At 54.2% G+C, this 25,249-nt stretch carries 24 protein-coding genes; 22 read left to right on the forward strand and 2 right to left on the reverse strand.

What is annotated here, in order from left to right; all coding sequences use genetic code 11:
* Positions 1-52: 52 nt before the first annotated feature.
* A complete protein-coding gene (gene ubiF, locus LK04_RS13295) occupies positions 53-1,225 on the reverse strand; it encodes a 3-demethoxyubiquinol 3-hydroxylase (protein WP_039330488.1) in 1,173 nt (390 codons plus the stop codon).
* Between the two features lie 165 nt (positions 1,226-1,390).
* Between ubiF and miaB the strand changes: the two genes are divergently transcribed.
* The 9 genes from miaB to LK04_RS13340 all read left to right on the forward strand — a co-directional run bounded on the left by miaB (position 1,391) and on the right by LK04_RS13340 (position 10,699).
* Complete coding sequence (miaB, locus tag LK04_RS13300) at positions 1,391-2,815, forward strand: tRNA (N6-isopentenyl adenosine(37)-C2)-methylthiotransferase MiaB (RefSeq protein WP_039330490.1); 1,425 nt, start codon at positions 1,391-1,393, stop codon at positions 2,813-2,815.
* Between the two features lie 206 nt (positions 2,816-3,021).
* The gene (locus tag LK04_RS13305; RefSeq protein ID WP_039330492.1) at positions 3,022-4,095 is read left to right on the forward strand and encodes a PhoH family protein; all 1,074 of its coding nucleotides are present in this window, start codon (positions 3,022-3,024) and stop codon (positions 4,093-4,095) included.
* Positions 4,092-4,565: an rRNA maturation RNase YbeY gene (gene ybeY, locus LK04_RS13310; RefSeq protein ID WP_039330494.1), complete on the forward strand. Its 474-nt coding sequence runs from the start codon at positions 4,092-4,094 to the stop codon at positions 4,563-4,565. Before LK04_RS13305 ends, ybeY begins: the two co-directional genes overlap by 4 nt.
* A gap of 82 nt (positions 4,566-4,647) precedes the next feature.
* Entirely contained in the window at positions 4,648-5,529 is an 882-nt protein-coding gene (corC, locus tag LK04_RS13315; RefSeq protein WP_039330496.1) for a CNNM family magnesium/cobalt transport protein CorC, read from the forward strand.
* Between the two features lie 4 nt (positions 5,530-5,533).
* Positions 5,534-7,060, forward strand: a complete 1,527-nt coding sequence (gene lnt / locus LK04_RS13320) for an apolipoprotein N-acyltransferase (protein WP_039330498.1) — start codon at positions 5,534-5,536, stop codon at positions 7,058-7,060.
* Between the two features lie 440 nt (positions 7,061-7,500).
* Positions 7,501-8,394: a glutamate/aspartate ABC transporter substrate-binding protein gene (locus tag LK04_RS13325; RefSeq protein ID WP_039330499.1), complete on the forward strand. Its 894-nt coding sequence runs from the start codon at positions 7,501-7,503 to the stop codon at positions 8,392-8,394.
* Between the two features lie 160 nt (positions 8,395-8,554).
* Positions 8,555-9,295: an amino acid ABC transporter permease gene (locus tag LK04_RS13330; protein ID WP_039330501.1), complete on the forward strand. Its 741-nt coding sequence runs from the start codon at positions 8,555-8,557 to the stop codon at positions 9,293-9,295.
* A complete protein-coding gene (gene gltK / locus LK04_RS13335) occupies positions 9,296-9,973 on the forward strand; it encodes a glutamate/aspartate ABC transporter permease GltK (protein ID WP_039330502.1) in 678 nt (225 codons plus the stop codon).
* Positions 9,974-10,699, forward strand: a complete 726-nt coding sequence (locus LK04_RS13340; RefSeq protein WP_039330504.1) for an amino acid ABC transporter ATP-binding protein — start codon at positions 9,974-9,976, stop codon at positions 10,697-10,699.
* Positions 10,700-10,924: 225 nt separating this feature from the next.
* Here the strand turns inward: LK04_RS13340 and LK04_RS13345 are convergent, their stop codons facing one another.
* Positions 10,925-11,407, reverse strand: coding sequence for a zinc ribbon-containing protein (locus LK04_RS13345; RefSeq protein ID WP_039330507.1), 483 nt, complete (start codon positions 11,405-11,407; stop codon positions 10,925-10,927).
* 239 nt (positions 11,408-11,646) lie between these two features.
* Here LK04_RS13345 and leuS point away from each other — a divergent pair, with 239 nt between their 5' ends.
* The 13 genes from leuS to lipA all read left to right on the forward strand — a co-directional run bounded on the left by leuS (position 11,647) and on the right by lipA (position 25,171).
* Positions 11,647-14,229, forward strand: coding sequence for a leucine--tRNA ligase (gene leuS, locus LK04_RS13350; RefSeq protein WP_039330508.1), 2,583 nt, complete (start codon positions 11,647-11,649; stop codon positions 14,227-14,229).
* Between the two features lie 14 nt (positions 14,230-14,243).
* On the forward strand, positions 14,244-14,843 hold the full coding sequence (gene lptE / locus LK04_RS13355; RefSeq protein ID WP_039330510.1) for an LPS assembly lipoprotein LptE: 600 nt from the start codon (positions 14,244-14,246) through the stop codon (positions 14,841-14,843).
* On the forward strand, positions 14,840-15,871 hold the full coding sequence (gene holA, locus LK04_RS13360) for a DNA polymerase III subunit delta (protein ID WP_039330512.1): 1,032 nt from the start codon (positions 14,840-14,842) through the stop codon (positions 15,869-15,871). Before lptE ends, holA begins: the two co-directional genes overlap by 4 nt.
* The gene (gene nadD, locus LK04_RS13365) at positions 15,864-16,508 is read left to right on the forward strand and encodes a nicotinate-nucleotide adenylyltransferase (protein WP_039330514.1); all 645 of its coding nucleotides are present in this window, start codon (positions 15,864-15,866) and stop codon (positions 16,506-16,508) included. The genes holA and nadD overlap by 8 nt, the downstream gene beginning before the upstream one ends.
* 90 nt (positions 16,509-16,598) lie before the next feature.
* Complete coding sequence (gene rsfS, locus LK04_RS13370) at positions 16,599-16,916, forward strand: ribosome silencing factor (protein ID WP_039330517.1); 318 nt, start codon at positions 16,599-16,601, stop codon at positions 16,914-16,916.
* A 3-nt stretch (positions 16,917-16,919) separates the two neighbouring features.
* Positions 16,920-17,390: a 23S rRNA (pseudouridine(1915)-N(3))-methyltransferase RlmH gene (rlmH, locus tag LK04_RS13375; protein ID WP_013357098.1), complete on the forward strand. Its 471-nt coding sequence runs from the start codon at positions 16,920-16,922 to the stop codon at positions 17,388-17,390.
* A 34-nt stretch (positions 17,391-17,424) separates the two neighbouring features.
* On the forward strand, positions 17,425-19,329 hold the full coding sequence (mrdA, locus tag LK04_RS13380; protein WP_039330521.1) for a peptidoglycan DD-transpeptidase MrdA: 1,905 nt from the start codon (positions 17,425-17,427) through the stop codon (positions 19,327-19,329).
* A gap of 8 nt (positions 19,330-19,337) precedes the next feature.
* Positions 19,338-20,450: a peptidoglycan glycosyltransferase MrdB gene (gene mrdB / locus LK04_RS13385; RefSeq protein WP_039330589.1), complete on the forward strand. Its 1,113-nt coding sequence runs from the start codon at positions 19,338-19,340 to the stop codon at positions 20,448-20,450.
* Positions 20,451-20,460: 10 nt separating this feature from the next.
* Positions 20,461-21,558: an endolytic peptidoglycan transglycosylase RlpA gene (rlpA, locus tag LK04_RS13390; RefSeq protein ID WP_039330522.1), complete on the forward strand. Its 1,098-nt coding sequence runs from the start codon at positions 20,461-20,463 to the stop codon at positions 21,556-21,558.
* 117 nt (positions 21,559-21,675) lie between these two features.
* Positions 21,676-22,887: a D-alanyl-D-alanine carboxypeptidase DacA gene (gene dacA / locus LK04_RS13395; RefSeq protein WP_039330524.1), complete on the forward strand. Its 1,212-nt coding sequence runs from the start codon at positions 21,676-21,678 to the stop codon at positions 22,885-22,887.
* A 158-nt stretch (positions 22,888-23,045) separates the two neighbouring features.
* On the forward strand, positions 23,046-23,309 hold the full coding sequence (gene ybeD / locus LK04_RS13400; protein WP_039330526.1) for a DUF493 family protein YbeD: 264 nt from the start codon (positions 23,046-23,048) through the stop codon (positions 23,307-23,309).
* A gap of 69 nt (positions 23,310-23,378) precedes the next feature.
* Positions 23,379-24,029 carry a lipoyl(octanoyl) transferase LipB gene (lipB, locus tag LK04_RS13405; protein ID WP_039330527.1) on the forward strand — a complete coding sequence of 217 codons (651 nt, stop codon included), beginning with the start codon at positions 23,379-23,381 and terminating at the stop codon, positions 24,027-24,029.
* Positions 24,030-24,205: 176 nt separating this feature from the next.
* A complete protein-coding gene (gene lipA / locus LK04_RS13410) occupies positions 24,206-25,171 on the forward strand; it encodes a lipoyl synthase (protein ID WP_039330529.1) in 966 nt (321 codons plus the stop codon).
* The last annotated feature ends 78 nt before the right edge of the window (positions 25,172-25,249 follow it).

Consider the following 25,249-nt stretch of genomic DNA (forward strand, 5'->3'; position numbering starts at 1 on the left):
TTTATTGTTTTCTGCGTTTAGACAAGTAGAGCGCCCTGCGACGCTCCCCTGCTTACAAACCCAACGCGTATTTCAGCACTTTGCGTTTCAGCGCTCCGGCATTCTCCGCGGCGATCAATCCCAGATTGCGCGCAAAACGTAACGGTGAAAGCGTATTGCTAAACGCAAAATAGAACAGATCCATCCCGCCTTGCATCAGCACGTTATCTTTATAGCGTTGACGATGATAACGCTGTAACACCGCATCCGATGACCACAACTGCGCCTGACTGCGTGCCTCAACAAGTGTATTGATTAGCGCATCCACATCCCGGTATCCCAGGTTCACACCCTGACCGGCAAGCGGGTTAATGGTGTGCGCGGCATCGCCTACCAGCGCCAGACCGGGCATGACATAGCGTGTCGCATGGCGTCGCACTAAAGGAAACGAGGCTGCTTTTTTCACATGAATGCGGCCCACACGCGCCGGGAAATGAGCGTGAATCTCTTTCTCAAGCTGTGCCAGAGGCAGGTTTTGCAGTTGGCGAATACGCGCTGGCGCGTCATACCACACCAGTGACGCGTGGCGATCAAACAACGGCAGGAAGGCACGCGGACCTTCAGGGGTGAATTGTTGCCAGGTGGAATCGCCCACCTCCTGTTCACACTCAACGCTGATCAGCATGCAAGACTGCGCATATTGCCAGCCGCGCACACCAATCCCCGCCAGTTGACGTACCCGTGAGTTGGCACCATCCGCACCAACCACCAGACGCGTCTCCAGCACCGTGCCGTTATCCAACTGCACCTGCCAGCCTGCGCAATGTTGCTGTAGCCCCTGTAAGCTCGCCGGGCAAATCAGCGTCACACCCTCTTCCTGCATTTTTTCCCACAGCGCGCGCTGTAGCACGCTGTTTTCAACCATGTAACCTAATTCAGGCAGACCCAACGAAGCTGCATCAAATGTCACGTGCGCACTTTGCCACTCCCAGGTTTCCAGCTTGCGGTAAGGTGCGCAGCGCATCGCTTCAACACGCGGCCAGACATTCAGTTGACGTAGCAGCGCCACTGATGAAGCGCCGATGGCAGAAATACGCACATCGGGTGGGCTGGTGGCATCAAACTCCGCCGGTTCCGCACGCTCAATCACCGCCACGCGGAATTGCTGCTGTGCCAGTCCACAGGCCAGCGCGGCACCGACCATGCCGCCGCCCACCACCACCACATCAAATTGTGAATCCTGCATTGACTCTCATCCTTCTGCTTACCGTGAAGCCTCACAGCATCACGTTGATTGGTAAAGTGTACCGGAAATTGGCGCCACAATCTCAGCCCCTGCTGCGCTGGTCACAACAGCGGCAAAGCATTACAATACGCGCCCTGCACTTCGCTCTGATCAATGGCTAGTTCGATGACCAAAAAACTGCATATCAAAACCTGGGGCTGTCAGATGAATGAGTATGATTCATCCAAGATGGCTGACCTGCTGAACAGCACTCACGGTTATACCCTGACCGAGGACGCCGAAGAGGCGGACGTTCTGCTGCTCAATACCTGCTCCATCCGCGAGAAGGCACAGGAGAAGGTTTTCGCCCTGTTAGGACGCTGGAAAAAACTGAAGGCGAATAATCCTGACGTGATCATCGGTGTGGGCGGTTGTGTGGCGTCACAGGAAGGCGAACGCCTGCGTGAGCGTGCGAACTGCGTGGATATTGTTTTTGGTCCGCAGACATTACATCGCCTACCAGAGATGCTGAATCAGGTGCGTGGCACCAAGAGCCCGGTGATTGATATCAGTTTCCCTGAGATTGAAAAATTCGACCGCCTGCCAGAACCGCGTGCTGAAGGGCCTACCGCGTTTGTCTCGATTATGGAAGGCTGCAATAAATACTGTACCTTCTGCGTGGTGCCTTACACCCGTGGAGAGGAAGTCAGCCGTCCGTGTGACGATATTTTGTTGGAAATTGCCCAGCTCGCCGCACAAGGCGTGCGTGAGGTCAATCTGCTGGGGCAAAACGTCAATGCCTACCGTGGCGCAACCTTTGATGACCAAATCTGTACCTTTGCCGAACTGCTGCGTCTGGTCGCCGCGATCGATGGTATCGACCGTATTCGCTTCACCACCAGCCACCCGATTGAGTTCACGGATGACATTATTGATGTCTACCGCGATACGCCAGAGCTGGTGAGCTTCCTGCATCTGCCGGTACAGAGCGGTGCAGATCGCATTCTGACATTGATGAAACGCGGACACACGGCGCTGGAATACAAATCCATCATCCGTAAGCTGCTCAAGGCACGTCCTGATATCCAGATGAGTTCGGACTTTATCATCGGTTTCCCGGGTGAAACGCAGCAAGATTTCGAGCAAACCATGAAGCTGGTTGGAGATGTGAACTTCGATGTCAGCTTCAGCTTTATCTACTCTGCGCGTCCGGGTACACCGGCTGCCGACTTGCCGGACGATGTCACCGAAGAAGAGAAAAAACAGCGCCTGTTTATCCTGCAGGAACGCCTTAATCAGCAGGCGATGGCGTGGAGCCGTCGTATGCTCGGCACCACGCAGCGTGTCTTGGTTGAAGGCATCTCACGTAAAAACGTTATGGAGTTGAGCGGCCGTACCGATAATAACCGCGTGGTCAACTTTGAAGCCCCTATCGAGATGATCGGTAAGTTCGTCGATGTTGAGATCGTGGATATCCACGCCAACTCACTGCGCGGTAAGCTGGTGCGTACCGAGGATGAGATGGGCCTGCGCGTCAACCAAAGCCCAGCGATGGTGATTGCCCGTACACGCCGTGAAAATGACATTGGTGTTGGTATCTACCAGCCTTGAAACCACGAACTTTGAGCGGCAGCGCACAACCCGCTGTCGCCTGCTTCAGTTTGCTCCCCTTGCATTCCGCAAGCGGTGCCCAAATATTCCTTCTGCAACTTGCAGCTGGGCGTAACCCCATAAATAATTCTGTAGAGATGCGCAGCATCAATCAGCGCATCCGATACACCTTTTTCAACTGGCCCTGAGTGACCCAAAGGATTCATTTGAATATCGAAACTCGTGAAATCGCCCTTGAACCGGCAGATAACCGCCGACTGATGAGCCTGTGCGGTCCGTTTGATGACAATGTGAAGCAGCTGGAAAAACGTCTCGGTGTCGAAATCAACCGCCGGGATAATCACTTCAAGCTGGTGGGGCGCGCGTTAAGCGTGGACGCGGCGGTCAATATTCTGCGTGATCTTTACGTGGATACTGCACCGGTGCGTGGCCAAATTCCCGATATTGAGCCGGACCAGATTCATCTGGCGATCAAAGAGAGCCGCGTGCTGGAGCAAACCGCAGAGAGCGTGCCGGAGTTTGGTAAAGCCATCCACATCAAAACCAAACGCGGCGTGATAAAACCGCGTACGCCGAACCAGGCGCAGTATGTGGCGAATATCCTCGACCATGACATTACTTTTGGTGTCGGCCCAGCGGGTACCGGTAAAACTTATCTCGCCGTTGCGGCGGCCGTCGATGCGCTGGAGCGCCAGGAAATTCGTCGCATTTTGCTGACGCGCCCTGCCGTTGAAGCAGGTGAGAAGCTTGGCTTCCTGCCGGGCGATCTCAGCCAGAAGGTCGATCCCTACTTACGTCCGCTGTACGATGCCCTGTTCGAAATGCTCGGCTTTGAGCGCGTTGAAAAATTGATGGAGCGCAACGTGATTGAAGTGGCACCGCTGGCCTACATGCGCGGTCGTACGCTCAATGATGCGTTTGTGATTCTGGATGAAAGCCAGAACACCACTATCGAACAGATGAAGATGTTCCTGACGCGTATCGGCTTTAACTCTAAAGCGGTGATTACTGGTGACGTGACGCAGATTGACTTACCGCGCAGCACCAAATCGGGTCTGCGCCACGCTATTGAAGTGTTGGCGGAAGTCGAAGAGATCAGCTTTAACTTTTTCCACAGTGAAGACGTGGTTCGTCATCCGGTTGTCGCACGCATCGTTAATGCTTATGAAGCGTGGGAAGAAGCCGATCAGAAACGTCGAGACAAACTGGCTGAAGAGCGCAAGCGTGAAGCGCTGGCGGCTCAGCTAGCGACCCACCCCAGCCCGCAGGAGCCTTCATGAGCGCGGTGATTTTAGATTTACAGTTGGCCTGTGCCGATGAAAACGGCCTGCCAGCCGAAGCCGCCTTTCAACGTTGGCTGGAAGCGGCGGTCACGCCTTTCCAGCCGGAAAGCGAAGTGACGATTCGCCTGGTTGACGAAGCAGAGAGTCATGAGCTTAATCTGACTTATCGTGGCAAAGATAAGCCGACAAACGTGCTCTCATTTCCTTTTGAAGCCCCACCGGGAATTGAGTTACCCCTGCTGGGCGATCTGATTATTTGTCGTCAGGTGGTTGAGCAAGAAGCGGAAGAACAAGGCAAAACCCTGGAAGCCCATTGGGCGCATATGGTGGTACACGGCACGCTGCATTTGCTGGGGTACGACCATATAGAAGACGATGAAGCCGAAGAAATGGAGGCACTGGAGACCGAGATAATGCTTGCTCTTGGTTATCCTGATCCGTACATTTCGGAGAAAGAAGACGCCTGAAACTCTGTTTCAGGCTATTGCGCTGCTGGCGATGACGCCGGCAGTTCCTTTCCCTCATTAGAGAGAACGAAATAAAAACGCCATGAGCGACGACCATTCTCAAAACAGCGACGCACCCAGTAGTAAAAAGGGATTTTTCTCCCTGCTAATCAACCAACTGTTTCACGGTGAACCTAAAAACCGTGATGAACTGCTGGGGCTGATCCGCGATTCTGAGCAAAAAGAGCTGATTGACCAGGACACCCGCGACATGCTTGAAGGGGTGTTGGATATCGCCGAACAGCGCGTGCGTGACATCATGATCCCGCGCTCACAGATGATTACCCTCAAACGCAACCAAAGCCTGGAAGAGTGCCTGGCGGTCATTATTGACTCTGCCCACTCGCGCTTCCCGGTGATCAGCGAAGACAAAGACCACGTCGAAGGCATTCTGATGGCCAAAGACCTGCTGCCGTTTATGAGTAGCGCGTCTGAACCTTTCAGCATTGAAAAAGTACTGCGCCCTGCTGTTGTGGTGCCTGAAAGCAAGCGTGTTGACCGCATGCTCAAAGAGTTCCGCTCCCAGCGTTATCATATGGCGATTGTCATTGATGAATTTGGCGGCGTTTCTGGACTAGTCACCATTGAAGACATCCTCGAACTGATCGTTGGCGAGATCGAAGATGAATATGACGATGAAGAAGATCGTGATATCCGTCAGCTTAACCGCCACACCTACACGGTGCGTGCGCTTGCGCCGATTGAAGAATTCAATGAGATTTTTGGTACCAGCTTCAGCGATGACGAAGTGGATACCATTGGCGGTCTGGTGATGCAGGGATTCGGCCACCTTCCCGCGCGTGGTGAGAGCATCGACATTGATGGTTACCAATTCAAAGTCGTGATGGCTGACAGCCGCCGTATCATCCAGGTGCATGTGAAAATTCCGGAAGACTCTCCGCAACCGCAACTGGAAGACGAATAATTTTATGGCTTTAGCCTCTTTATACTCGCAGCAGCGGGTACGCCTGCTGCTGGCGTTAATTACGGGTGCCGTTGGCACCCTTTCCTTTTCCCCCTACGATTTCTGGCCCGCCGCGCTCATCTCCCTGGCAGGTTTACAACTGCTGTTGCTGGAGCGCCGCAGCCCGCAGGCCGCGGCGATAGGTTTCGTCTGGGGCTTTGGCCTGTTTGGCAGTGGCATTAACTGGGTTTACGTCAGCATCGCCACCTTTGGTGGTATGCCCGGTCCGGTGAATGTCTTCCTGGTGATTCTGCTGGCCGCCTACCTGGCGATCTACCCGATGCTGTTTGCTGCAGTGCTCAATCGCTTGTGGCCACGCGCCACATTGTGGCGTCTGGCACTGGCGGCTCCGGCCCTCTGGCAGATCAGCGAATTCCTGCGCGGCTGGATCCTGACCGGTTTCCCGTGGCTGCAATTCGGCTACAGCCAGATTGATGGCCCGCTGAAAGGCCTTGCACCGCTGGCAGGCGTCGAAACCATTACTTTCCTGCTGATGGTGATCGCCGGCCTGTTGGTGCATGCATTCCATCATCGCACAGTAAAAAGCCTGATCGCCGCAGCCGTGTTGTTGCTGCTGCCCTGGCCGCTACGGATGCTGCAATGGTATCAGCCACTGCCGGAACGCAGCGTGGATGTCGCCATGGTGCAAGGCAACATTCCACAGTCCATGAAGTGGGACCCACAACAGCTGCTCAATACGCTGCGCGTTTACACCTCCTACAGCCAGCCCTACATGGGCAAAGCGCCGATCATTATCTGGCCAGAGTCTGCGATAACCGATCTGGAGAGCAATCAGCAGCCGTTCCTGAAGGCGCTGGATGCTGAGCTGCGCGCGCGCGGAAGTTCGCTGATTACCGGCATTGTTGATTCACGCGTTGAAGGCGATAACCGCTACCACGATTACAACTCGGTGATTGTGTTAGGGGGAGAAAAGCCTTACAGCTATCAGAGCCAGAATCGCTACCAGAAAAACCATCTGGTCCCGTTCGGGGAGTTTGTTCCGCTGGAAGACTTGCTGCGGCCGCTGGCGCCGTTCTTTGATCTGCCCATGTCATCATTCAGTCGTGGAGCTTATATCCAGCCGCAATTGAAAGTGTCGGGTTACAACCTGACCAGCGCCATCTGCTATGAGATTGTGCTCGGTGAGCAAGTGCGCGCTAACTTCCGCCCGGACACCAACTTCCTGCTTACGGTGTCCAATGATGCCTGGTTTGGTCACTCTATCGGCCCGTGGCAGCACTTCCAGATGGCGCGCATGCGTGCACTGGAGTTGGGTCGTCCGCTGCTGCGCTCCACCAACAATGGCGTGACCGCCGTGGTGAATGCCAACGGTGAAATCGAGAAAGAGATTCCGCAGTTCACCCGTGACGTGCTGGAAGCCAAAGTGACACCGACCACCGGTGAGACACCGTATGCGAAAGCCGGTATCTGGCCGGTGTGGATTCTGACGCTAATCGGCATGGTGTTAGCGATTATACGCCGTCGTCATTGACACCTGGCTCACAATATCTCCAGGCGAAGTGATCACTTCGCCTTTTTTTTGCGCTGTTTTCCGCTCCCATCCGCTACGCTTTACCAGATTCTCTGCTGGCATTTTTTCTTTTTTCATCGTGCTGGCACGATCATTGCTATTTATTTCAGTGATTTTCCAGACATCAGCGTTTTGTCAGCGTATTGCCATCTTTTCGCACTACTATCTGGCACTGACACGCACCGTAAAGGCGCACAGGTGTTTTATTGCCTCTTAATGGTGCGGAGCGGCTCGCAAAAAACAAACTTTTTTGTTTCATTGCGTTAACAATTCGCTATGTTAATCACTATCCTGCGTGCAGTTGCGCTAAGGGATAACTAAAAAAGCAGCACGAAATACACACAACATCACAATCTGCGCAGTTTATGTTCTGCGCAACATCCATTCAAAGGAGTAGGAACATGCAGACACGCAAAGTGGCATTATCTCTTCTGCTGTTGGGAGCAGCAGCGGGAGCGGCCCAGGCGGAAGATCTCACCGGTACCCTGAAAAAAATTAATGATAGCGGCGTGATCGTCGTTGGGCATCGTGAGTCATCAGTTCCCTTTTCTTACTACGACAACCAGCAAAAAGTGGTTGGCTATTCACAAGACTACTCAAACGCCATCGTTGCAGCGATCAAGGCCAAGCTGAACAAGCCTGATCTGCAGGTTAAAATGCTGCCGATCACTTCACAAAACCGTATCCCTCTGCTGCAAAACGGAACTTACGATTTTGAGTGTGGTTCTACCACCAACAACCTTGAACGTCAGCAGCAAGCCGCATTCTCTGACACCGTGTTCATCATTGGTACACGTCTGCTGGTGAAAAAAGGTGGCGACATCAAAGATTTCGCTGACCTGAAAGGGAAAACCGTTGTGGTGACCTCAGGTACCACTTCTGAAGTTCTGCTGCACAAGCTGAACGATGAGAAGAAAATGGACATGCGCATCATCAGCGCGAAAGACCATGGCGATTCTTTCCGTACGCTGGAAACCGGTCGTGCCGTGGCCTTCATGATGGATGATGCACTGCTGGCGGGTGAACGTGCGAAAGCCAAAAAACCTGATGACTGGCAGATTACCGGCACACCTCAGTCGAAAGAAGCCTACGGCTGTATGCTGCGTAAAGAAGATCCACAGTTCAAACAGCTGATGGATGACACCATCGCAAAAGCGCAGACCTCGGGTGAAGCGGCGAAATGGTTCGATACCTGGTTCAAACAGCCAATTCCACCGAAAAACCTGAACATGAACTTTGAACTGTCATCTGATATGCAGGCACTGTTCAAAGCGCCAAACGACAAAGCACTCTAATTAACAATGAAAACAAGGGCAGTTCCGCTGCCCTCTCGATTGCTGAACACGCGGTGCGGACAGACAGACTGCAACAGGTCGTTCCCCTGAAGCAGGACGTAAGACACCGCTCAACAATCTTATGGGTAGCCTGGCTACCCTTTTTTTACCGGAGCTCGTTATGGGTATCGATTGGAACTGGGGCATATTTTTACAACAGGCCCCGTTCGGCAATACGACTTACCTCGGCTGGCTGTGGTCCGGATTTCAGGTAACCGTTGCGGTTTCCTGCTGTGCCTGGATTATCGCCTTCCTGGTAGGTTCCTTCTTTGGCATTCTGCGTACCGTGCCCAATCGTCTACTGTCGACGATCGGTACCTGCTACGTGGAACTGTTTCGTAATATCCCGCTGATCGTCCAGTTCTTCTTCTGGTATCTGGTCGCGCCTGAACTGGTCGGTGAGAAGCTGGGGATGTGGTTTAAAGCGGAACTGGATCCGAACGTTCAGTTCTTTGTTTCTTCAACCATCTGTCTGGGGCTCTTCACTGCAGCCCGTGTTTGTGAGCAAGTCCGTGCCGCCATTCAGTCACTGCCGCGTGGCCAGAAAAACGCCGGTCTGGCGATGGGCCTGACGCTGCCACAAACCTATCGCTACGTGCTGTTACCCAATGCGTATCGCGTGATTGTGCCGCCGATGACGTCTGAAATGTTGAACCTGGTGAAGAACTCGGCGATTGCTTCGACCATTGGTCTGGTCGATATGGCAGCGCAAGCGGGTAAACTGCTCGACTACTCCGCCCATGCTTACGAATCCTTCACCGCTATCACCCTGGCTTACGTCGGCATCAACCTGATTATCATGCTGATCATGAGTTTGGTAGAACGCAAAATTCGCCTGCCTGGCAATCTGGGAGGCAAATAAATGTACGATTTTGACTGGAGTTCCATTCCGCCAAGCCTGCCTTATTTATGGAATGGCTTGATCATTACCTTCAAAATTACCGCGGTGGCGGTGGTGTTCGGCATTATCTGGGGCACCATTCTGGCGGTAATGCGCTTGTCACCGTTTGCCCCGATCCGCTGGTTTGCCAAGCTGTACGTCAACCTGTTCCGTTCGGTGCCGTTGGTGATGGTGCTGCTGTGGTTCTATCTGGTGGTACCGGCTTTGCTGCAACAAGTGCTGGGGCTATCACCAAAAACCGATATCCGTCTGATTTCCGCCATGGTGGCATTTGCGCTGTTTGAAGCGGCCTATTATTCGGAAATTATTCGTGCGGGTATCCAGAGCATTTCACGCGGTCAGTCAAATGCTGCGCTGGCACTGGGTATGACGCACTGGCAATCGATGCAGCTGATTATCCTGCCACAAGCCTTCCGTGCCATGGTGCCGCTGCTACTGACGCAAGGCATTGTGCTGTTCCAGGATACCTCGCTGGTGTATGTCTTAAGCCTGGCTGACTTCTTCCGTACCGCCTCCACCATTGGTGAGCGTGACGGTACCCAGGTTGAAATGGTTCTGTTTGCCGGTCTGGTCTACTTTGTGATCAGCCTGAGCGCTTCGCTGTTGGTTAGCTATCTGAAAAGAAAAAGGACGGTTTAAATGATTAGCCTGAAAAACGTTTCTAAGTGGTATGGTCACTTTCAGGTGCTGACCGACTGCTCCACCGAAGTGAAAAAAGGTGAAGTGGTGGTGGTCTGCGGACCGTCCGGTTCGGGGAAATCAACGCTGATTAAAACCGTTAACGGTCTGGAGCCGGTGCAGCAAGGCAGCATTCAGGTCAACGGTACCGAAGTAAACAACAAGAAGACCAACCTCGCACAGCTGCGCAGCAAGGTGGGTATGGTGTTCCAGCACTTCGAACTGTTCCCGCATCTCAGCATTGTCGACAACCTGGTGCTGGCGCAGGTAAAAGTCCTGAAGCGTGATAAAGCTGCCGCCCGTGAAAAGGGTCTAAAGCTGTTGACGCGCGTTGGTCTGGCGGCGCATGCGGAGAAATTCCCTGGACAGCTTTCGGGTGGACAGCAACAGCGTGTGGCGATTGCCCGTGCGCTGTGCATGGACCCGATTGCGATGCTGTTCGATGAACCAACTTCAGCGCTGGATCCCGAAATGATCAACGAAGTGCTGGACGTAATGGTCGAGTTGGCCAACGAAGGCATGACCATGATGGTGGTGACGCATGAGATGGGCTTCGCACGTAAAGTGGCAAATCGCGTGATCTTTATGGATGAAGGGAAGATTGTCGAAGACACTAACAAAGATGACTTCTTCAACAATCCGCAATCTGACCGTGCAAAAGACTTCCTCGCGAAGATTCTGCATTAATTTGTTAGCGCAATAAATTGCGCCGCTACGGGATCTGCACACCGCTAGCGGCGCGGCTTTATGCTGGTGAGCATTAATGCGCACTCTACGAAAAAACCATTATTGCAGGGTCGCCATTTATGGTGACCGAAAGGCGCCTAACTGACGAGCATTACGCCATTTATGGCGACCGTCAGGCGCTAAACCGACAAGCACTTCGCGATTCATCGCGCTTTTGACATTCCATCAAGGCTCAAACGGCTGACGCTGGAAATGGTCGTGCCCACACTCCGGACAGCGCGTTAAGCTTTCAGGCGTGTAAATGGCTCGGGTAAAACCGCACTTCTCACACACCAGATTCCCCAAGCCCACCACTTCACCGCTCTGATAGACGCCGTGATGTCGCAGGTCCTGAAACACTTCGCGCCACTCCAGCTGGCTTTTGTCTGTGATATCCGCCAACTCCTTCCACACGCTCTCACGGATCACGCGCATAAATACGGAATCCCCCAACACATCAGAAGACTCCTGATAGCTCAGAGCAAACTCATGCAAATCGCGTCTGACGGCCCGCATCACTTCATTCACCTCTGAAGTCGTCAGCGTTTTTTTCGCCAGCAAATCCTGCCGCGCTTCTGCTACCAGCGCATCGACATCACGCTCGCCGCGCTCCAGCCGCTGGGTTAACGCCGCTATCGTTGCTCGATACTCCTGCGCCACGTTATTCATTTTGTTCTCCTTTCCGCGGGAATCGCTGCCTTTAAGTTTAGCTGTTCTGTCATATTTGCCGTGCTATCCGCCAGGGAAATCATAAAAGGGTGAAAGCGGCGGCGCATTAAGCAGAAATCCTGCCTGCAGGGGCGTGAAATGTTGTTGAGGGCCAGCCTTATGGGTATGCTATGCGGATCTAAAAGTATGCGAACCCACCATACAGGGTTAACGATTTTCACAAAGGACCACAGGCAGCCATGCAAGAGCAATACCGCCCGGAAGAGATAGAATCCCGCGTACAACAGCACTGGGATGAAAACGAAACCTTTAAAGTGACCGAGCAGGAAGGCAAAGAGAAGTATTACTGCCTTTCAATGCTGCCCTATCCTTCTGGCCGCCTACACATGGGCCACGTGCGTAACTACACCATTGGCGATGTAATCGCACGTTACCAGCGTATGCTCGGTAAAAACGTCCTGCAGCCGATTGGCTGGGATGCGTTCGGTTTGCCAGCAGAAGGTGCCGCGGTAAAAAATAACACCGCCCCCGCCCCCTGGACATACGACAACATCGAATACATGAAGAACCAGCTGAAACTGCTGGGCTTTGGTTATGACTGGAGCCGCGAATTAGCGACCTGCCAGCCAGAGTACTATCGCTGGGAACAGTGGTTCTTCACCAAGCTGTATGAAAAAGGCATGGTCTACAAGAAGACCTCTGCGGTGAACTGGTGCCCGAACGACCAAACCGTGCTGGCCAACGAACAGGTTATCGACGGCTGCTGCTGGCGCTGTGATACCAAAGTGGAACGCAAAGAGATCCCACAATGGTTCGTGAAAATCACCGCCTATGCTGAAGAACTGTTGAACGATCTGGATAAGCTGGAAGACTGGCCTGAACAGGTCAAAACCATGCAGCGTAACTGGATTGGCCGTTCTGAAGGCGTTGAGATCACCTTTGATGTGGCTTACAGCGAAGAGAAACTGACGGTTTACACCACCCGTCCAGATACCTTCCTGGGTGCCACTTACGTTGCCGTTGCGGCAGGCCACCCACTGGCGCGTCAGGCAGCAGCCAGCAATCCTGCGCTGAGTGACTTTATCGCCGAGTGCAGCACCACCAAAGTCGCGGAAGCGGATATGGCGACGATGGAGAAGAAAGGCATGGCCACTGGCCTGTTTGCTATCCATCCGCTGACCGGTGAAGAGATCCCTGTTTGGGTGGCTAACTTTGTGCTGATGGAATACGGCACCGGTGCGGTGATGGCCGTGCCAGGCCACGACCAGCGTGACTGGGAGTTTGCCACCAAGTACAACCTGAACATCAAGCCGGTTATCCTCAACCTTGACGGTTCAGAGCCCGATATCAGCGAAGCCGCAATGACTGAAAAAGGCACGCTGTTTAACTCTGGCGAGTACAACGGTCTGGACCATCAGGCGGGCTTCAACGCCATCGCTGATGCGCTGGCCGCTAAAGGTGTGGGCGTACGTAAAGTTAACTATCGCCTGCGCGACTGGGGTGTTTCCCGTCAGCGTTACTGGGGCGCGCCAATTCCAATGGTGACACTGGAAGATGGCACGGTCATCCCGACGCCAGAAGACCAGTTGCCGGTTATTCTGCCAGAAGACGTGGTGATGGACGGTATTACCAGCCCAATCAAGGCCGATCCTGAGTGGGCGAAAACCACCGTGAACGGACAGCCTGCGCTGCGTGAGACCGATACATTTGACACCTTCATGGAGTCATCCTGGTATTACGCCCGTTACACCTGTGCCAACTATAACGAAGGCATGCTGGACCCGGCTGCGGCCAACTACTGGCTGCCGGTCGATCAGTATGTGGGTGGTATCGAACACGCCATCATGCACCTGATGTATTTCCGCTTCTATCACAAGCTGCTGCGTGACGCCGGCCTGGTCAATTCTGATGAGCCAGCTAAACGCCTGCTGTGTCAGGGCATGGTATTGGCCGATGCGTTCTACTACACCGGCGCTAACGGTGAACGTAACTGGGTGTCTCCGGTTGATGTGACGGTAGAGCGTGACGAGAAAGGTCGTATCGTTAAAGCTGTCGACAATGCAGGCCGCGAAGTGGTGTATGCGGGCATGAGCAAAATGTCGAAGTCGAAAAACAACGGCATCGATCCACAGCTGATGGTTGAGCGTTACGGCGCGGATACCGTGCGTCTGTTCATGATGTTTGCTTCGCCAGCAGAGATGACGCTGGAATGGCAGGAGTCCGGTGTGGAAGGGGCTAACCGCTTCCTGAAGCGCGTCTGGAAACTGGCCTACGAGCACATTGCGAAAGGGGCCACCGTGGCGCTGGACGTGAACACGCTGAACGACGATCAGAAAGCGCTGCGTCGCGATCTGCACAAAACCATCGCGAAAGTGGCGGATGATGTTGGCCGTCGCCAGACCTTCAACACCGCTATCGCAGCCATTATGGAGCTGATGAACAAGCTGATTCGTGCACCACAGGAGAGCGAGCAAGATCGTGCCCTGCTGCAGGAATCCCTGGTGGCGGTTGTTCGTCTGCTGTATCCGTTCACCCCGCACGCCAGCTATGTTCTGTGGCAGGCACTGGGTGGTGAAGGCAGCGTTGATGAAGCCAGCTGGCCGGTTGCGGATGAAGCCGCAATGGTCGAAGATTCACTGCTGGTGGTCGTACAGGTGAATGGCAAAGTGCGCGGCAAAATCACCGTTGCGCCCGATGCTACGCAGGAGCAAGTTCAGGCGCGTGCTGCGCAGGAGCATCTGGTGGCGAAATATCTGGATGGCGTCACCCTTCGTAAAGTGATTTATGTCCCTGGCAAACTGCTTAACCTGGTCGTAGGTTAAGTTCAGGAGGAACTGTGCGACAACTGATTATCAGGCTGTTTGTCCTGCTGGCGGTGATGATCACCGCTGGATGTGGTTTTCACCCGCGCGGCACCACCATGGTGCCAACTGAGATGAAAACGCTGATCGTCCAGAGCGGCGACCCTTATGGTCCGCTGGCACGTACCGTGCGCCAGCAGCTGCGTATCAATGATGTGACCATCGTTGAAGACAGCAAAAAGGCGAGTGCGAAGTACCCTACTCTGCGCCTGGGCGCAGAAATGCAGGGGCGTGATACTGCATCGGTGTTTATAAGCGGCACCACCGCTGAATATTCCCTGGTGATGACGGTCACCGCACAGGTTCTGCTGCCGGGCAAAGGTATCTACCCGATCAGCACCACCGTGTATCGTTCTTTCTTCGACAACCCGAACGCCGCACTGGCCAAGGATGCCGAGCAGGACATGATCGTACAGGAGATGCGTCAGCGCGCTGCCGAGCAGTTGGTGCGTAAGCTGCTGACCGTTCATGCCGCGCAGGAAAGCAACAAAGACACACTGCCGCAGCCGGAGACGATTGCACCGGGTCAGAACTCACCGGAAGTGCCGTCTTCGTCAGCTACCAGTCTGCAATGATCAGGATTTATCCTGAACAACTGAGCGCGCAGCTTCGAGAGGGGCTGCGCGCCTGTTATTTTCTCACCGGCAATGAACCTCTGCTGATTCAAGAGAGTGCCGACGCTATCCGCGCAGCCTCGACCGCACAGGGCTTTGAAGAGCACTTCAGCGTCACGTTGGATGCGCAAACCGATTGGGATGCGATCTTTGCCAGCTGTCAGGCGCTCAGCCTGTTTACCCAGCGCCAAACCTTAACCTTACAGTTGCCAGAAAATGGTCCGAATGCCGCCATGGCAGAGCAACTGGTCAAACTGGCCGGTTTGCTGCACAGCGATATTCTGCTGATTTTACGTATGGCAAAGCTGACCAAAGCGCAGGAAAACAGCGCCTGGTTTAAAGCGCACAGCGGGCATGCCGTGGTAGTGCCGTGCCAGACGCCGGAACAGGCACAGCTGCCGCGCTGGGTTGCCAGCCGTGCAAAAGCCATGAAATTAAGTGTCGATGATGCCGCCATTCAGCTGCTGTGCTACTGCTATGAGGGTAACCTGCTGGCCTTAGCGCAAGCTCTGGAACGTCTTTCACTGTTATGGCCGGATGGCAAACTGACGCTGCCGCGCGTGGAAGAGGCAGTCAACGATGCCGCGCACTTTACGCCGTTTCACTGGGTGGATGCACTGCTGGCCGGGAAAAGTAAACGCGCCCTGCACATCCTGCATCAGCTGGAGAAAGAGGACGCCGAAGTGGTGATTCTGCTGCGCTCGCTGCAACGCGATTTACTCACGTTGTTGCATCTGCAGCGTAACCAGGCAAAACAGGGTTTACGCACGCTGATGGATCAGCAACGCATCTGGCAAAATCGTCGTGCACTGTTTACCGAAGCCCTGCAGCGCCTTGATGCGCGACGTTTACAGCGCGCGGTACATCTGCTGGCTGAGCTGGAACTGACCATGAAGCAGGATTACGGTCAAAACCTGTGGCCTCAGCTAGAAACGCTGTCGCTGTTGATCTGCCATCGTGATTTTCCCTTGAGTTTCACCGATGTCTAAACTCTATGCGCTGTTTGGCGGCACCTTTGATCCGATCCATTTTGGCCATCTGCGTCCAGTGGAAGCCCTGGCGCAGCAGGTGGGTTTGAAGAAGGTGACGTTGTTACCCAACAATGTGCCGCCGCATCGCCCTCAGCCCGAAGCCAGTGCGCAGCAGCGCGTTGAGATGCTGCGTTGTGCCATCGCCGACCGCCCTTTATTTGATATCGACACACGGGAACTGGAGCGCGACACGCCCTCCTGGACTGTGGCCACGCTTGAAGCACTGCGTGCGGAACGCGGTGCAGAACAGCCCCTCGGGTTTATCATCGGACAGGATTCTCTGCTAACGTTATCCAAATGGCATCGCTGGCAGGATTTGCTGTCGCTGTGCCATTTGCTGGTTTGCAAGCGTCCCGGCTATGCGGCACAGATGGAGAGTGTTGACATGCAGCAGTGGCTGGATGCCCATCTGGCGCAGAACCCGCAGCAGTTGCATCAGGCACCTTCAGGCCACATCTGGTTGGCGGATACCCCGCTGTTCGACATCTCCGCCACAGAAATACGCCAGCGTCGCCATAGCGGTCAATCCTGTACCGATCTGCTGCCCGATGCGGTCATTGACTATATCGATCGCGCTGGCTTATATCGCGCTTGATCGTTGCGTGCTATACTGCGCCGCTTCATTTTCGGCTACGTTTTCGGGCATTCAGCCTGCTCGCAATCACCTGTTTTTAAGGGGAACCTTTTGCAAGGTAAAGCACTCCAAGATTTCGTTATTGATAAGATTGATGATCTTAAAGGTCAGGACATCATTGCTGTCGATGTTCAGGGCAAATCCAGCATCACCGACTGCATGATTATCTGCACCGGCACCTCCACGCGCCACGTTATTTCGATTGCCGATCACGTGATGCAGGAATCACGTGCAGCTGGCCTTAAGCCATTGGGCGTAGACGGTAAAGCTGCCGCTGACTGGGTCGTGGTTGATCTCGGCGAAGTGATCGTTCACGTCATGCAGGAAGAGAGCCGCCAGCTGTATGAGCTGGAAAAGCTCTGGAGCTAAGCGTTGAAACTTCAGCTGGTGGCCGTTGGCACCAAAATGCCCGATTGGGTTCAGACCGGTTTCATGGAATATCTACGCCGTTTTCCCAAGGATATGCCGTTTGAACTGACCGAAGTCACTGCCGGTAAACGCGGCAAGAACGCGGACATCAAACGCATTCTGGAAAAAGAGGGCGAAGCGATGCTGGCTGCCGTGGGTAAAGGCAATCGCATTGTCACGCTGGATATTCCAGGTCAGCCGTGGGAAACGCCCCAACTGGCGCAGCAGCTTGAGCGCTGGAAGCTGGACGGCCGCGATGTCAGCTTGCTGATCGGCGGTCCGGAAGGACTGGCGCCGGCGTGTAAAGCCGCCGCCGAACAGAGCTGGTCGCTTTCTGCGTTAACGCTACCGCACCCGTTAGTGCGCGTGTTGGTGGCGGAAAGTTTGTATCGTGCCTGGAGCATTACGACGAATCACCCTTATCACCGTGAATAAACGCCTGACAACCTCCAGACAATAAACGCAGCGGATGAAATTACAGAGCAACGCCTTTCGCGACTACACTGCTGAACAGAAACTCTTTGTCCGCCGGGCTCTGGTGGCTTTTGTTGGCATTTTTCTCCTCTCCAGCGTGCTGGTGGTAAACCTCTATCACCTGCAAATCCTGCGTTTCGACGATTACAGCACCCGTTCAAATGAAAACCGCATCAAGCTGGTGCCCGTGGCACCGAGCCGCGGCATCATCTTTGACCGTAACGGCGTGCCGCTGGCGCTGAACCGTACGATCTATCAGGCGGAGCTGGTGCCAGAAAAAGTTGATGATCTTAAGCAGACCTTGCAAGACCTGCGTCCGGTGCTGGATCTGACTGACGACGACATCGACGCCTTTGAGAAAGAGCGCAAGCGCTCGCGCCGCTTTACCTCCATTCCGGTGAAAACCGCACTGAACGAAGTCCAGGTTGCGCGCTTTGCGGTGAACCAGTACCGCTTCCCCGGTGTGGAAGTCAAAGGCTATCAGCGCCGTTATTATCCTTACGGCCAGACCCTGACTCACGTGGTGGGTTACGTATCAAAAATCAACGATCGTGACGTTAAACGGTTGGATGATGAAGGGAAATGGCCTAACTATGCCGCAACGCATGATATCGGTAAGCTGGGCATCGAAAACTACTACGAAGATGTGCTGCACGGCAAAACCGGCTATGAAGAGGTTGAAGTTAACAACCGTGGTCGCGTGATCCGCCAGTTGCATGAACAATCTCCTCAGGCTGGGCGTGATATCTATCTCACCGTTGATCTCAAGCTGCAGCAGTATATTGAAACCCTGTTGACCGGCAGCCGCGCAGCAGTGGTGGTGAGCGATCCACGCACCGGTGAAATTCTGGCGCTGGTGTCGACGCCAAGCTATGACCCCAATCTGTTTGTCGATGGTATTTCCAGCAAAGATTACAAAGCACTGCTGGGTGACGAGAACCGTCCACTCTATAACCGTGCGTTACAGGCATCCTATCCGCCTGCATCCACCGTTAAACCTTATGTCGCCGTGTCCGCACTCAGTGCCGGCGTGATTAACCGTAATACCAGTTTGTTCGATCCCGGCTGGTGGCAGTTGCCAGGTTCGGAAAAGCGTTACCGCGACTGGAAAAAGTGGGGACACGGTCGGCTTAACGTCACTAAATCGCTGGAAGAATCCGCGGATACCTTCTTCTATCAGGTTGCCTATGATATGGGCATTGATCGCCTGTCCGAGTGGATGACCAAATTCGGTTATGGCCATCGCACCGGCATCGATCTGCCGCAAGAAAGCCCAGGCAACATGCCGACCCGCGAATGGAAACTGAAGCGCTTTAAAAAGCCCTGGTATCAGGGTGACACCATCCCAGTGGGCATCGGGCAAGGTTACTGGACGGCGACGCCCGTACAGATGAACAAAGCAATGATGATTTTGATTAACGATGGCGTAATCAAAGTGCCCCACTTGCTGCGCGCCACCCGTGAAGGGCAAACCATGGTGCCTTATCGTCAGCCACCCGATGCCCCGATTGGTGATATCCACTCTGGCTACTGGGAAATCGCCAAAGACGGTATGTATGGCGTGGCGAACCGCCCTAACGGGACCGCACACAAAAGCTTTGCTGACGCGCCTTATAAAATCGCCGCAAAATCAGGTACTGCGCAGGTCTTCGGCTTGAAAGAGAACGAAACCTATAACGCCCATAAGATTGCCGAGCGGTTGCGCGACCATAAACTGATGACGGCTTTCGCGCCGTATGACAAACCGCGCGTGGCGGTCACCATGATTCTGGAAAACGGCGGTGCCGGCCCTGCGGTAGGTACTGTAATGCGCCAGATTCTCGACCACATAATGTTAGGCGACAACAATACCGTGCTGCCTGAAGCCGCACCGACGCCGCCTGGCTACGAAGGTGAATAAAGATGTCCATGAACGATAGCCCGCAGAAACGATCGATCTGGACGCGTATCCACATCGACCCGATTTTTATGCTGATCATCCTCGCGCTACTGACCTACAGCGCCATCGTGATCTGGAGTGCAAGTGGCCAGGACCCAGGTATGATGGAGCGTAAGCTCGGCCAGATCGCGATGGGCGTGATTATCATGCTGGTGATGGCGCAGGTGCCACCGCGCGTCTATGAGAGTTGGGCGCCGTATCTCTATATTGTCTGCGTGATATTACTGGTGGCCGTTGACGCCTTTGGGCATATCAGTAAGGGTGCACAGCGCTGGCTGGATCTCGGATTTGTGCGTTTTCAGCCCTCGGAGATAGCCAAAATTGCGGTGCCGCTGATGGTCGCGCGCTTTATCAACCGCGATGTCTGCCCCCCTACCCTGAAAAATACCGGCATCGCGTTAGTGCTGATTTTCATGCCAACTCTGCTGGTGGCGGCGCAGCCGGACTTGGGTACATCTATTCTGATTGCCGCTTCGGGTCTGTTTGTGCTGTTCCTGTCAGGCATGAGCTGGAAGCTGATCGCGGTAGCTGTGCTGCTGGTTGCCGCGTTCATTCCCGTTCTGTGGTTCTTCCTGATGCACGACTATCAGCGTGACCGCGTCATGATGCTGCTGGATCCAGAAAGTGATCCACTCGGCGCGGGCTATCACATCATCCAGTCAAAAATTGCGATAGGTTCCGGTGGGCTGCGCGGTAAAGGCTGGCTGCACGGCACGCAGTCGCAACTTGAGTTTCTCCCTGAACGCCACACCGACTTTATTTTTGCCGTGTTAGCGGAAGAACTTGGCCTGGTCGGGGTGTTGCTGTTGCTGGTCCTGTATCTGTTGCTGATTCTACGCGGGCTGATTGTCGCAGCCCGTGCACAAACCACTTTTGGTCGTGTAATGGCCGGCGGTTTGATGCTGATTTTATTCGTTTATGTTTTCGTTAACATTGGCATGGTAAGTGGTATCTTACCCGTGGTCGGCGTACCGCTGCCGCTGGTGAGCTACGGCGGATCGGCATTGATTGTGTTAATGGCCGGATTTGGCATCGTGATGTCGATCCATACTCATCGAAAAATGTTATCTAAAAGCGTTTAAGAGGCTGCACATGCGTAAGGATTGGCTTGGGGTTGTACTCGCATCACTGGTACTGGCTGCCTGTTCTACTCCAGAACAGCAGACTAACACGGCACCGCCACAACCGGCCTATAACGGCCCGGTGGTTGAGATCCCAGGCGTGGAGCCACGCTATGAACCGATCAATCCGTCCACCAGCCAGGATTACAGCGTTAACGGTAAAAATTACCGCGTGATTCAGGATCCGTCGAATTACAGCGAAATCGGTCTGGCGACCTGGTACGGTGACGAAGCTAAAGGCAATCGAACTGCGATTGGTGAATCTTACGATCCGGATGCCATGACTGCTGCTCACCCGACGTTGCCATTGCCAAGCTATGTGCGCGTGACTAACCTCGCCAACGGTCGTCAGATTGTGGTGCGCGTGAACGATCGCGGCCCTTATACGCCGGGGCGGATTATCGATTTATCTCGTGCCGCAGGCGATCGTCTTAACATCTCGAATAACACGCGCGTACGTGTGGATTACATCAAAGTCGCGCCGGATGGCTCGGTTTCCGGTCCTGGCACCATTGGCACTACCGTTGCTAAGCAGAGCTATGCCCTACCCGCACGCCCTGACTTGGGCGGCGGCATGGTGATGATGGGCGGCAGCAGCGCTAATGCCACACCAACCCCAGCCCCGCAGGATGTCCGCGCGGTGGATAACAGCACGCTGCAAAGCAACGGCAATATGGGTGCGCCAGTACAAAGCAGCGGTTTCCTTGGTGCGCCACAGCCGTTAGCCAATGGTGTACTGGAAGGCAGTGAACCCGCGGCCACGCCTGCCCCTGCGGCAGTTGCGGCGCCGGTGGCGGCCAGTGCTGCCCCCGTGAGTCAGAATGCTCACGCTGGAAGCGGTTACGTGGTACAGGTCGGCGCCGTCAATGACGCGGCACGTGCCCGCCAACTTGCCACCAGCCTGGGCAAACGTTTTGGTGTGCCGGGCAGCGTTGAGGCCAACGGTAATGTCTATCGCATCCAGCTCGGGGGTTACAAAAGCCGAGCTGAAGCCGCAGCGTTACAGCAGCGTCTGACCACTGAAGCACAGATGAGCTCATTTATTACCACTGCCCGCCCGTCAATGTAACGGGCAGTCAATTTTACCGCTGATACTGATTTGCAAAGCAAGATGTCGCCCGATCGGGCGTTTGCTATAGTAAGGCACTTTTTTCACTCTTAGCCCACGGATGTTGTAGTCCTTAACATGAATACGCTGAAACCTTCTCGTTTTCTGAAACGCCTGACAGTGGGATCACTGGTCGCCCTCTCTCTCAGCCATGCCGCATTTGCGGATGATGTTAATCTTAAGACGATGATCCCGGGCGTACCGGAAATCGATGCTGAAGCTTACGTGCTGATGGATGCCAACTCCGGCAAAGTACTGGCGGAAAAGAACGCTGATGCACGCCGCGATCCTGCCAGCCTGACCAAAATGATGACCAGCTACGTCATTGGTCAAGCGGTCAAAGCCGGTAAAATCCACAACGATGATATCGTCACCGTAGGGAAAGATGCCTGGGCAACCGGCAACCCGGTGTTCAAGGGCTCGTCACTGATGTTCCTGAAACCAGGCGATCGCGTACCGGTTTCCCAGCTGACGCGCGGTATCGTTTTGCAATCGGGTAACGATGCTTGTGTGGCAATGGCGGACTATGTCGCCGGTAGCCAGGACGCCTTTGTTAGCCTGATGAACAACTACGTTAACGCACTGGGCCTGAAAAACACCCACTTCCAGACCGTACACGGCCTGGATGCTGAAGGTCAGTACAGCTCACCACGCGATATGGCGCTGATTGGTCAGGCACTGATTCGTGACGTTCCGGACGAATACGCGGTTTACCGTGAAAAAGATTTCACCTTTAACAACATCAAACAGATGAACCGTAACGGTTTGCTGTGGGATACCAGCCTGAACGTGGACGGTATCAAAACCGGTCATACTGATGCCGCTGGTTACAACCTGGTGGCATCCGCTACTGAAGGCCAGATGCGTCTGATTTCTGCGGTAATGGGTGGTCGTACCTATAAAGGCCGTGAAACCGAGAGCAAAAAACTGCTGACCTGGGGCTTCCGCTTCTTTGAAACCGTAGCACCACTGAAAGCGGGTAAAGAGTTTGCTTCTGAGCCAGTGTGGTTCGGTAACAGCGATCGTGTGCAGTTGGGCGTGGAAAAAGATGCCTATCTGACGATTCCTCGCGGCCGCATGAAAGACCTGAAAGCCAGCTATGTGCTGAACAACACCGAACTGCATGCACCGCTGCAGAAAAATCAGGTCGTGGGCAGCATTAACTTCCAGTTAGATGGAAAAACCATCGAACAGCGTCCGCTGGTGGTACTGAACGAAGTGCAGGAAGGCGGCTTCTTCGGTCGTATCATTGATTACATCAAACTGATGTTCCATCACTGGTTCGGTTAAGAACAGCTTGAAAAAACGCCCGTCTGGTACAATATAAATACAATCCCCGTATCAAACGTGTAGGGGAGGCCTTCTGGCCTCCCTTTTTAACTTTTTTGCACCACCCGTAAGGGACGCATTTTTGCCTCCCGAATTATCTGTTAAGCACCGGAGTCAACATGAAAACCAAACTGAATGAACTGCTCGAATTCCCTACCCCCTTCACTTATAAAGTCATGGGACTGGCGCAACCGGAGCTGGTTGATCAAGTGGTTGAAGTGGTGCAACGTCACGCGCCAGGCGACTATACCCCGGCGGTGAAGCCCAGCAGCAAAGGCAACTATCACTCCGTCTCCATCACCATTACCGCCACGCATATCGAACAAGTTGAAACCCTTTACGAAGAGTTAGGCAATATCGAAATCGTGCGTATGGTTCTGTAATACCCACGCTGGCAAAGGCAGCTTTGCCAGCGTTATACTCAGCCCTTCACTCTTTACCGGATTTCCGCTTTGTCAGCTAACACGCTTCTTGTTCGTCAACTGGGCCTGCGCGACTGGCAGCCCGTCTCCGATGCGATGCATCAGTTTACCGATCAACGCGACCCGCACACTGCCGATGAACTCTGGCTGGTGGAGCATCACCCGGTGTTTACCCAAGGCCAGGCCGGTAAAGCAGAACATCTGTTGATGCCCGGTGACATTCCGGTAGTACAAAGCGATCGCGGCGGTCAGGTGACCTATCACGGACCTGGTCAGCAAATCATGTATGTGCTGATTGACGTCAAACGCCGTAAAATGGGCGTGCGTGAACTGGTGACGGCGTTAGAAGAGACGGTAATCAGTACACTGGCGGACTACGATATTTCCGCGCGGGCGCGCGCCGATGCGCCCGGTGTGTATGTGGGGGATGACAAGATCTGCTCGCTGGGGCTGCGCATCCGCAAAGGGTGTTCCTTCCACGGGTTAGCCTTAAACGTGGCCATGGATCTCGCCCCCTTCTTACGCATCAATCCGTGTGGCTATGCTGGCATGCAGATGACCCAGCTCAGTGCAACCCAGCCCGGCGTCACTCCGGCCGATGTGCAACCGCGCCTGGTGCAGCATTTCGCGCGATTAACCGGTTTTAGCCAGCTGGAGTGGAAAAATGAATCAGCGGTCTGACCTTGACTGTCTGTGCTGATTTACAAAATTGTAACTTTTGCACGGGCTTATCGGCTGCTTATACGCAGACGAGATGATATAATTTTTGCCATATTTTCAAATAAAGTTGAAAGCCTGGTTCTCAGTTTGAGTGAGGAAGCTTTCAAATCGCAATCCCGACCGGAACCTGCAGATTTATGAGTAAACCAATTCAGATGGAACGTGGCGTCAAGTATCGCGATGCCGACAAAATGGCGCTGATTCCGGTGAAAACCGTGATGGTCGAGCGTGAAGAAATTCTGCGTAAGCCGGAGTGGATGAAGATCAAACTGCCTGCGGATTCCAGCCGCATTCAGGGAATCAAAGCCGCAATGCGCAAAAATGGTCTGCACTCGGTGTGTGAAGAGGCTTCCTGCCCTAACCTCGCCGAATGCTTCAACCATGGCACCGCCACCTTTATGATCCTCGGCGCAATTTGTACCCGTCGCTGCCCATTCTGCGACGTGGCGCATGGCCGCCCCAATGCGCCTGACGCCAACGAACCGCTGAAGCTGGCGCAAACTATTGCCGATATGGCATTGCGCTATGTGGTCATCACCTCGGTGGACCGCGACGATCTGCGTGACGGCGGTGCTCAGCACTTTGCCGATTGCATCACCGCGATCCGCGAGAAAAGCCCAAGCATTAAGATTGAAACGCTGGTGCCTGATTTCCGTGGTCGTATGGATCGCGCACTGGAAATTCTGACCGCAACCCCACCGGATGTGTTCAACCACAACCTGGAAAACGTGCCGCGCGTCTATCGTCAGGTGCGTCCTGGTGCCAACTACGACTGGTCACTGAAACTGCTGGAACGCTTTAAAGAAGCCCATCCGGATGTGCCGACCAAGTCTGGTTTGATGGTGGGTCTGGGTGAAACCAATGCAGAGATTGTTGAAGTGATGCGCGATTTGCGCCGTCATGGTGTCACCATGCTGACACTCGGCCAGTACCTGCAGCCAAGCCGCCACCATCTGCCGGTACAGCGCTATGTCAGCCCAGCCGAGTTCGATGAGATGAAAGAAGAAGCCATGGCGATGGGCTTTACCCATGCCGCCTGCGGTCCGTTCGTTCGCTCTTCTTACCATGCAGACATGCAGGCGAAAGGTCTGGAAGTAAAATAATCCGCCATTCTGGCCGCAGGCTAATGACCTGGGGCCGTTTTTTCGGCAGCCAGAAAAACAAAAACCAGACTGGAAGCA

It is taken from the genome of Pantoea vagans, assembly GCF_001506165.1.
Lineage (GTDB): Bacteria > Pseudomonadota > Gammaproteobacteria > Enterobacterales > Enterobacteriaceae > Pantoea > Pantoea vagans_C.

Bases quoted from the DNA above. Each gene is read 5' to 3' on its own strand.
- ubiF (WP_039330488.1), bottom strand. From the start codon at position 1,225: ATGCAGGATTCACAATTTGATGTGGTGGTGGTGGGCGGCGGCATGGTC.
- miaB (WP_039330490.1), top strand. From the start codon at position 1,391: ATGACCAAAAAACTGCATATCAAAACCTGGGGCTGTCAGATGAATGAG.
- ybeY (WP_039330494.1), top strand. From the start codon at position 4,092: ATGAGCGCGGTGATTTTAGATTTACAGTTGGCCTGTGCCGATGAAAAC.
- corC (WP_039330496.1), top strand. From the start codon at position 4,648: ATGAGCGACGACCATTCTCAAAACAGCGACGCACCCAGTAGTAAAAAG.
- lnt (WP_039330498.1), top strand. From the start codon at position 5,534: ATGGCTTTAGCCTCTTTATACTCGCAGCAGCGGGTACGCCTGCTGCTG.
- LK04_RS13325 (WP_039330499.1), top strand. From the start codon at position 7,501: ATGCAGACACGCAAAGTGGCATTATCTCTTCTGCTGTTGGGAGCAGCA.
- LK04_RS13330 (WP_039330501.1), top strand. From the start codon at position 8,555: ATGGGTATCGATTGGAACTGGGGCATATTTTTACAACAGGCCCCGTTC.
- gltK (WP_039330502.1), top strand. From the start codon at position 9,296: ATGTACGATTTTGACTGGAGTTCCATTCCGCCAAGCCTGCCTTATTTA.
- LK04_RS13340 (WP_039330504.1), top strand. From the start codon at position 9,974: ATGATTAGCCTGAAAAACGTTTCTAAGTGGTATGGTCACTTTCAGGTG.
- LK04_RS13345 (WP_039330507.1), bottom strand. From the start codon at position 11,407: ATGAATAACGTGGCGCAGGAGTATCGAGCAACGATAGCGGCGTTAACC.
- leuS (WP_039330508.1), top strand. From the start codon at position 11,647: ATGCAAGAGCAATACCGCCCGGAAGAGATAGAATCCCGCGTACAACAG.
- holA (WP_039330512.1), top strand. From the start codon at position 14,840: ATGATCAGGATTTATCCTGAACAACTGAGCGCGCAGCTTCGAGAGGGG.
- nadD (WP_039330514.1), top strand. From the start codon at position 15,864: ATGTCTAAACTCTATGCGCTGTTTGGCGGCACCTTTGATCCGATCCAT.
- mrdA (WP_039330521.1), top strand. From the start codon at position 17,425: ATGAAATTACAGAGCAACGCCTTTCGCGACTACACTGCTGAACAGAAA.
- mrdB (WP_039330589.1), top strand. From the start codon at position 19,338: ATGAACGATAGCCCGCAGAAACGATCGATCTGGACGCGTATCCACATC.
- rlpA (WP_039330522.1), top strand. From the start codon at position 20,461: ATGCGTAAGGATTGGCTTGGGGTTGTACTCGCATCACTGGTACTGGCT.
- dacA (WP_039330524.1), top strand. From the start codon at position 21,676: ATGAATACGCTGAAACCTTCTCGTTTTCTGAAACGCCTGACAGTGGGA.
- ybeD (WP_039330526.1), top strand. From the start codon at position 23,046: ATGAAAACCAAACTGAATGAACTGCTCGAATTCCCTACCCCCTTCACT.
- lipA (WP_039330529.1), top strand. From the start codon at position 24,206: ATGAGTAAACCAATTCAGATGGAACGTGGCGTCAAGTATCGCGATGCC.